Source organism: Phaeobacter sp. CAU 1743, from assembly GCF_039839315.1.
GTDB classification, from domain to species: Bacteria; Pseudomonadota; Alphaproteobacteria; order Rhodobacterales; family Rhodobacteraceae; genus Phycobacter; species Phycobacter gallaeciensis_A.
On the sequence record NZ_JBDOQR010000034.1, the window covers coordinates 45,014 to 53,161 of the forward strand.

General features: G+C 60.7%; 8 protein-coding genes and 1 pseudogene. 4 read left to right on the top strand and 5 right to left on the bottom strand.

Annotation, left to right across the window (positions count from 1 at the left end; genetic code table 11):
• Positions 1-289: 289 nt before the first annotated feature.
• Positions 290-514, bottom strand: coding sequence for a DUF465 domain-containing protein (locus AAFO90_RS14225; RefSeq protein WP_347509793.1), 225 nt, complete (start codon positions 512-514; stop codon positions 290-292).
• 177 nt (positions 515-691) lie between these two features.
• Between AAFO90_RS14225 and AAFO90_RS14230 the strand changes: the two genes are divergently transcribed.
• From AAFO90_RS14230 to AAFO90_RS14245, 4 genes are all read left to right on the top strand, one after another.
• The gene (locus tag AAFO90_RS14230) at positions 692-1,105 is read left to right on the top strand and encodes an Hsp20 family protein (RefSeq protein ID WP_197492324.1); all 414 of its coding nucleotides are present in this window, start codon (positions 692-694) and stop codon (positions 1,103-1,105) included.
• A gap of 5 nt (positions 1,106-1,110) precedes the next feature.
• A complete protein-coding gene (locus AAFO90_RS14235; protein WP_274830142.1) occupies positions 1,111-1,335 on the top strand; it encodes a DUF1150 family protein in 225 nt (74 codons plus the stop codon).
• 226 nt (positions 1,336-1,561) lie between these two features.
• On the top strand, positions 1,562-2,446 hold the full coding sequence (locus AAFO90_RS14240) for a PhzF family phenazine biosynthesis protein (protein WP_274830141.1): 885 nt from the start codon (positions 1,562-1,564) through the stop codon (positions 2,444-2,446).
• 57 nt (positions 2,447-2,503) lie between these two features.
• Positions 2,504-3,364, top strand: coding sequence for a hypothetical protein (locus tag AAFO90_RS14245; protein WP_347509794.1), 861 nt, complete (start codon positions 2,504-2,506; stop codon positions 3,362-3,364).
• Between the two features lie 14 nt (positions 3,365-3,378).
• Here AAFO90_RS14245 and AAFO90_RS14250 read toward each other — a convergent pair whose 3' ends face one another.
• The 4 genes and pseudogenes from AAFO90_RS14250 to AAFO90_RS14265 all read right to left on the bottom strand — a co-directional run.
• On the bottom strand, positions 3,379-4,491 hold the full coding sequence (locus AAFO90_RS14250) for a hypothetical protein (protein WP_347509795.1): 1,113 nt from the start codon (positions 4,489-4,491) through the stop codon (positions 3,379-3,381).
• A gap of 152 nt (positions 4,492-4,643) precedes the next feature.
• Positions 4,644-6,359: a bifunctional sulfate adenylyltransferase/adenylylsulfate kinase gene (locus tag AAFO90_RS14255; protein WP_347509796.1), complete on the bottom strand. Its 1,716-nt coding sequence runs from the start codon at positions 6,357-6,359 to the stop codon at positions 4,644-4,646.
• A 184-nt stretch (positions 6,360-6,543) separates the two neighbouring features.
• Complete coding sequence (locus AAFO90_RS14260) at positions 6,544-7,989, bottom strand: adenylate/guanylate cyclase domain-containing protein (protein WP_347509797.1); 1,446 nt, start codon at positions 7,987-7,989, stop codon at positions 6,544-6,546.
• A 52-nt stretch (positions 7,990-8,041) separates the two neighbouring features.
• Positions 8,042-8,148: pseudogene (locus tag AAFO90_RS14265) on the bottom strand (IS5/IS1182 family transposase); the annotation flags it as partial.

Consider the following 8,148-nt stretch of genomic DNA (forward strand, 5'->3'; position numbering starts at 1 on the left):
ATAGTCGAAGACGCGCATGGTGCAATGCGGCAATGCGGGCAAAATAAGGCTGTGTCGGCGCGGAAACGCCCGGGGGCCCAGGCTACCGGTTTGCGTGACCGCAGCGCGCCCATGCGCTTCTGGGCCCAAGGAGTTTGCCTGCGGCAGCATCGCTGCCAACCTGCAAAAAGCGCGGGAGTGATTGTTCGGTTGACCAGCTATTGCTTGGGCGCAGCTCCGTGGCGTCAGGGGGGGAGGAATTCACCGGACGGCGGGGCCGTTACAAAGTGTCAGGCAGCCCGCAGCGGGGTCAGGCGATGATATCCGGTGTCAGCCGATCTTCGATCAGGGCGATCTTGTCTTTGAGGCCCAGTTTCTGCTTTTTCAGCCGCCGGATGGTCAGCTGATCTGCGGTGCCGCGTTCCTGCAGGGCGGTGATCGCCTCGTCCAGATCCCGGTGCTGCCTACGGAACACCTCAAGCTCAACCTTGAGGACTTCGTCGGTCTTCATCGAGATATCGGTAGGGGCGTTCATTGGCGACTCGGAGGCTGGTGAAAGATGCGGGGTTCAAGATACTTCGTTAACGGCTTTTCGGCTAGGCCTATGCGTCCACGCTCTTGAGTAATCAAAAGAACTTACCATATTCTGTAAGAGCGGTCGCCTGTTGGGGCCGCAAGACTATCCGTCGCTTTCGAACAAAGGACGTAACACGTGTCGAAACTTACCTTGGGCTCTTACCCGCATATGCTGGGGTTTGAGCAGCTTGAACGCCTTCTGGAACGCTCGGCCAAATCCGGCAACGAGGGGTATCCCCCTTATAATATCGAACAGACCTCGGATCATTCCTACCGCATTACCCTGGCCGTGGCCGGGTTTGCCGAAGAGGATCTTTCCATCACCGTCGAGGACCGCCAGTTGGTCATCCGTGGCCGTCAGCGCGACGACAGCGATGGCCGCGTCTTCCTGCACCGGGGCATCGCCGCGCGTCAGTTCCAGCGCATGTTCGTGCTGGCCGACGGGGTCGAAGTGGGCGAGGCGCTGATGGAGAATGGTCTGCTGCACGTGGACCTGACCCGTGCCCGCCCGGAAACCGTGGTTCAGACCATCAATATTCGAAAGGGGTAAGAGACATGCATACACCATTTGATTTCAACGAAACCGGCAAGCGGATCGTCTACGTCAAGGCGGTTGATGTTGCGGACCTGCCCGAGGATGTGCAGGCCGGTGCCAAGGGTCACAAGCAGCTTTACGCGGTGCACGACGCCGAAGGCGAACAGCTGGCGCTGGTGGCAGACCGCCGCATGGCCTTTGTTCTGGCCCGCCAGAATGACCTGTCGCCGGTGACGGTGCACTGAACAAATCCTTCAGGGGCGCGAATGCGCCCCCCGGATTGCCCCGCTGTGGCGGGGCAGTTATGCCTTTTGATAGCTTCCAGAAACCTCCCGCGAGAGAGCGGGAGAATAACGGTCCAAAACAGCTGTTGAGGCGCAAGTCATGCCCCTGGCGGGCTTTCCCGGCTGGATCATTGCTCTCTGCGCCGGTAACGTCCCGGTAAAACAGCGGTTTGGGGCATCTGATATCATGACATCGTTTTCTTTTGACTGGGTGGATGCGTTTTCGGATCGCCCCTTTGGCGGCAATGGCTGCGCGGTCGTGCATGAGGGTGCCAGCCTGCCGGTGGAGGTCTGCACCGCCTTCGTGCGGGAGACTTCTCTGGTCGAATGCACCTTTACCGGGCCGTCGCAGGTGGCGGATTTCAAAGTGCGCTATTTCCTGGCAAGCCGCGAAATCCCTTTTGCCGGCCATCCTACCATCGCCACCGTTGCCGCGCTCAAGGATCGCGGGCTGATCAACGGCACCTCGGTGACGCTGGAAACCGGCGCGGGAATTGTTCCGGTGCAGATCGAGGGCGACCTGATCGAGATGACGCAGGTGGCGCCAGAGTTCGGCCCGCAGCCGGATCCGGCCCTGGTTGCGGCAGCAGTGTCCCTGCCGCCCGAAGCCATTATCGGTGAGCCGCAGAAAGTGTCGACCGGCTTGCCCTTTTGCGTCACCGTGCTGAAGGACCGCGCCGCGCTAGAGGCGGCAAGGCTGGATCTTGATGCCCTTGCCCGGCTGACGGCACAGCTTGGCGCTGATGGGATCGACATGATGGAGCCTTTTCTGGTGACGCTGGATGGCGCCACAGAGGCGGGGGATACCTTTTCCCGCCTGCTGATGGCGCCGCCGAGCCCACCGGAGGATCCCTTTACTGGCTCAGCAACCGGCGCGATGGCGGCCTATCTGTGGAAGCACGGGCTGATGCCCAAGGACAGCTTCGTGGCTGAACAGGGGCACGGGCTGGGGCGGCCGGGGCAGGCGCGTGTGACCCGCGTGGGACCGGCAGAGGCGCTGACGGGGGTAAAAGTTGCCGGAGAGGGATTTGTTCTGATGCGGGGAGAGGTCGATCTTCCGCTGCATTTGTAAATGGGAGCATGTGATTGAGTTCTGAGTTCTCTTGCCTCCCATGCTGGAGCGGTTGCCATGACTGAGCCTGCGATTGCTATCCTACCTTACGGCCAGAAACTTGATCGGGGGCTGCCGCAGATGCCGCTGGCGCAGTTGCACTGGCCACTGGGCTGCCCCGACCGGCTGCAGGGCGGCAGCGTTGGCGATCTGACCGCGGCGGATCATTTGATCGTCTTTGCCAAGAAGGCGATGCATTTTCAGCTAAACTGGTATTGCCGCGCGCAGCTGTCGCTGATGGTGATGGAGCCGAAGATCATGTCGGCGTCCCACCACCGTCTGCTGCGGCTCAGCCATCGGCGGTTCTTCCGCGTTTTTACCTATGATCCGGATCTTCTCGCGCGATTGCCCAACGGGCTGTTCCTGCCCTTTGGAACCACCTGGGTGCCGGAATGGCAGGATCTGGATGTTGAAAAGACCTTAGATCTGTCGTTGATCGCCTCGGCCAAACGCGACCATCCCGGGCACAAGCTGCGGCATCAGCTGGTTGAATACCTGCAGAAAAACGTGCCCGATGCGCGCATTTTGGGCCGTGGTTACGCGCCTTTCGAGCATAAATCAGAGGGTCTTGCCCCCTTCCGCTATTCGGTGGTTATCGAAAATGTGCAGGAGCCGAATTGCTTCACCGAGAAATTGATCGATGCGATCCTCTGCGAGACTGTGCCGATCTACTGGGGCTGTCCGAATATCGGGGATTTCTTCGACACTGAGGGCATGATCCTCTGCAATGATCTGGCGGATATGGAGCGGGCGGTCCGCAGTATCAGTGCAGAGGATTACGCCCGGCGTCTGCCCGCCCTGCGCGCCGCCAAACCTGCGGCGGCGCATTATGGAGATCTGTTCCTCCGCGCGGCGGAGGCATTGCGCGACAGCCTCTAAGGCGGCAATGCTCCTCAGCGCGCGTTTGCGGCTCTGGCTTCCTTGCGGGCCCTTCGGGTGGATTTTTTCTTTTCGTACCAGTGGCGCAGTCCCTTGCTCTTCAGCTCGGCTTGCGGTTCGAACAGCAGGATCGCGTTGCGCAGGGTCCAGTCCGTCAGACTGCCCCGGCAGCCTTTCTCGGGCCACAGGGAACGTTCGGACCAGATATAGCGGGGGCGGTTGGGCTGTACGCTAACTGGACGGGCCGCGGCCTCGGTTGCGAGATTGGCCATTAGCACCATGATGTTTTCCTGCTCCAGCACCTTTTCACGCGCCGTGGCGATGGCGTCCTGTGCGGCTTCCCAGCGGCCGTTCTGGATTTCCTGGACCATGCGCCGGGCCTCGGCCACCGGATCGTCCAGATTCAGAGTCTCATAACTGTCCACCGGGAAATAATCGTCCACGTTGGAACAGCCTGCGTAGAAGGGGAAGGACCAGCACAGCCAGGGGTCGGTCAGTTTCTCGGTCCAGACATGCGGCCCTTCGCCATTCTCGATGGCGAGGTTGTACTTGTTGGGCAGCAGGGCGTCTGCCTTGTCGCCAATGGGTTTGAAACCACGCCCGAAGAGTTCGATATGCTCGGGAATCTCGTCGATCAGGGTTTCAACAAACCGCATCCGTTTTCGGTGATATTCGGTGTGCACCTTGGTTGAGGTGACGATGGCAATCTTGTCCTGTTTCGGCGGCGGGGTCAGCGTCTTGAACCAGTCATAGCCACGATGATTGCCGTTGTCCGAGAAATCAAAGCCCGCCCACCAGTACCAGCAGACCGCCCGGTTGCGTTTTTCCGTTTCCAGCGGTTTTTGCGTCGTCGTCAGAACCAATCCGAACTGGTTTAGGAACCGGCAGCTATAGGGGTGGATGACATCTGGTTCGGCAGCGATGAAAATCGTCCGCTCTTTCGGAACCTGCGTCTTGATGGTGTAGGAAGACCGGTTGAAAGCGATGAGCACATCGGTGTCGTCCGGAACCTCGGTGCCAAAGGTAAAGGCTACCGAACCAATGCAGGGCTGCTGCCCCGGCGCCTGCTTCAGAAAAGACTGCGCTGTGGTGTCGGTAAACACATGTGCCTTAACGGGCGTAACCATACTTGGGCTCCAGAACACGAAATCTTGAACCTGTGTAGGGATAAATTTACTTGCAAAAAAGATCCATTTTGGTCGCGACGTTCAGGTAAAACAAAACGGCCCGCCAAAGGGCGGGCCGTTTCAACAGAAATCAGAGTGGGGTCAGTCAGGGATCAACCGGTGATCAGACCCATGCTTTCCAGCTTCAGAAGAACCTGGTGGGCACAGTTGTCGACATCGACGTTTTCCGTCTCGACGCTCAGCTCGGGGTTCGAGGGCACGTCATAGGGGTCTGAAATGCCGGTGAATTCCTTGATCTTGCCTTCGCGCGCCAGCTTGTAGAGCCCCTTGCGGTCACGGCGTTCGCATTCCTCGATCGAGGTCGCGACGTGCACTTCGATGAAGGCACCGAACTGTTCGATGTCCTCGCGCACGGCGCGGCGGGTCGCTGCATAAGGCGCGATCGGCGCACAGATGGCGATGCCGCCGTTCTTGGTGATCTCGGAGGCAACATAGCCGATACGGCGGATGTTGAGGTCACGGTGCTCTTTCGAGAAGCCGAGTTCCGAAGACAGGTTCTTGCGCACGATATCGCCATCCAGCAGCGTCACCGGGCGGCCACCCATTTCCATCAGCTTGACCATCAGCGCGTTGGCGATGGTGGACTTGCCGGAACCGGAGAAGCCGGTGAAGAACACGGTAAAGCCCTGCTGGCTGCGCGGCGGCTTGGTGCGGCGCAGTTCCTTAACCACCTCGGGGAAGGAGAACCATTCCGGGATTTCCAGGCCTTCGGCCAGGCGGCGGCGCAGTTCGGTGCCAGAGATGTTGAGGATGGTCACGTCATCCTTGTCCGCGATCTCGTCAGCGGGCTCGTACTGGGCGCGTTCCTGCACATAAACCATGTGCTTGAAGTCGACCATTTCACAGCCGATCTCCGACTGATGCGCACGATAAAGGTCCTGCGCGTCATAGGGGCCGTAGAAATCTTCACCGGCAGAGTTTTTGCCCGGGCCGGCGTGGTCGCGGCCAACGATGAAGTGGGTGCAGCCGTGGTTGGCGCGAATCAGACCGTGCCAGACGGCTTCACGCGGGCCAGCCATGCGCATGGCCAGGTTCAGCAGCGACATGGTCGTGGTCGAGGCCGGATATTTGTCCAGCACCGCCTCGTAGCAGCGCACACGGGTGAAGTGGTCGACATCGCCCGGTTTGGTCAGGCCAACAACCGGGTGGATCAGCAGGTTGGCCTGCGCTTCCTTGGCGGCGCGGAAGGTCAGTTCCTGGTGCGCACGGTGCAGCGGGTTGCGGGTCTGGAAGGCCACGACCTTGCGCCAGCCCAGCTTGCGGAAGTAGGCGCGCAGTTCGTTCGGGGTGTCGCGGCGACCACGGAAATCATAGTGCACGGGCTGCTGGATGCCGGTGACCGGACCGCCGAGGTAGATCTTGCCCGCGTGGTTGTGCAGGTAGTTCACGGCCGGGTGCGCCTCGTCATCGGCGCCAAAGACCTTTTCGGCCTCGCGAGACTTGTTGGGCTCCCAGCGGTCGGTGACCGTCATGGTGGCCAGGATGACGCCTTCCTGATCGCGCAGGGCGATGTCTTCGCCCACTTCCAGCGAGCTTGCGAAATCTTCGCTCACGTCCAAGGTGATCGGCATCGGCCAAAGCGTGCCGTCCGCCAGGCGCATGTTTTCGACAACGCCATTATAGTCTTCCTCGGTCAGGAAGCCTTTCAGCGGGTTGAAGCCGCCGTTCATCAGCAGCTCCAGGTCACAGATCTGGCGCGGGCTCAGATCGTGGCTTTTCAGCTCACCGGCCTCGACCTTCAGCTTCTGGGCAGAGTCATAAGATACATAGAGCTCGGGGATCGGAGCCAAATTACTCAACATAGTCATGTGAATTCTCTCTTCACTTGCGCGGGAGGGGGCGCCCGTGTCGCGGACGGCTTAAGGCCGCGCAATACCCCAAAGGTTTCTTGAATGTCTAGCGACCTCAGGAAAAAAGGACGATGTGTGCCCATTCCTTCACAAATGGATGCTGTTTCGCCGCGCGTGGGCAATCATGGAATATCGTTCCGCCCTATGCGTGCTGGTGTTGGTGCTGCTCGTGCTGCGCAGTCAGCAGGTCGAACAGATCCTCTGCCCGCAGGGCCGCAATCGCGGTTATTGGTTCGGCGACGCCGCGTAGCTGGAAGGATTGCAGCGCGCTCTCGGGGGCGGCAAAACCAGAAGCGTCCAGCACGGCGGCAGAGACCAGCAGTTCAACGCCCAGGGCTTTGGTCTCGGCCTCAAGCCTGCTGGCAGCATTGACGCTGTCGCCGATGATGGTCCGGGGCGCGTGATCGGCAGAGCCGATTTCGCCCTGAACAAGATCGCCCAGATGCAGGCCAATGCCGATCCGGACCGGCGGGCTTTCTTCTTCTTCCAGTCGCGCGTTGAACGTCCGCAGCGCCGTACCAATCGCGGCCGCTGCATTCAGCGCCGCGCGGGCGGAACGAGCCGGGGAGGGGGCATCGAAGACCGCCAGCAGCCCATCGCCGAGGTATTTGTCCACGTGGCCGCCGGCCCCGGTGATCGCGGGTACGATGGCATCGAAGAACCGGTTCAGCAGGAACACTACATCATAAGGCAACTGACCTTCGGTACGGCTGGTAAAGCCGCGGATGTCGAGAAACAGGATGGCGAGCCTGCGTTCTTGCCCCTGGCTGGCGTGGGCCCGTGTGGTCCGCCCGTCGGGCCGGAACATGCGGCAGACGGTCAGCGGTGCGGTAGGCCGGATCTGGCAGGCCAGCCGCATGGTGCTGCTGGCCCGCACGGCGGCAAGGCTGCGCGCCTCAGCATCAGAAGGGGGATGCAGCGCATCCAATCCGTCTTCGACAACCACCCGGCAGGTGGTGCAGCGCCCTTTGCCGCCGCAGAGAGAGGTATGAGGCACGCCGCTGGCGCGGGACATTTCCAAGAGGGTCAGCCCCTTTTCGGCGCTCACCACAGGACCGTTCACATAGGTGATCCGCACCGCCCGGCGTTTGCGCAATGCCTTTTGCAGCAGCACGGCGGTTCCGGTCAGCACAAGAAGCGCCAGAAACAGGCCGATCCAGAGGTTTTCATTCTCTCGGAGGCTTATGAACGTCGGCTGGTCGGGCCAGTTGTAACTTGCCATCAGCGCCGCCCGCTGACTGCCCTCGACAAACAGATCGTAGATCCGGCGTCCCTCGCTCAACGCGCTGGCCAGGGCAAAGGTGGGGATGAAGACCGCGAGCCCGATCATATAAGTCTGTGTCCGGCGCCACCAGCGCGTCAGCCGCAGCCAGTAGTGCAGCCCCATGCAGCCATGGATCCAGACGGCCAGCAACAGCAGTGCCTGCCACCAGATCGATGGCGAGTTCCACATCAGGACAAGGATGAAGCCCATCTCATCGTTGACGTTGTGAAGCTCATGCGCGTAGCGGGTGTAGGTAATGTGCCGCAACAGCTGCAATGGGATTAGAAGGCCAAGCCCCAGCTGCACCGCCTCGTTCCAGGTCATCCGCCAGCTGCGTCGCCGGGTCAGTTGCCACAGGGCTAGGGTCTGTGGACATTCATCGTGAGGCGATGATGGCAGCCGCGAGATGCCAATTGGCGGCGTAGCTGGACGTTGTCTTTTCGTAGCGGGTCGCTATGGCTCTGAATTCCTTGATCTTTGCGA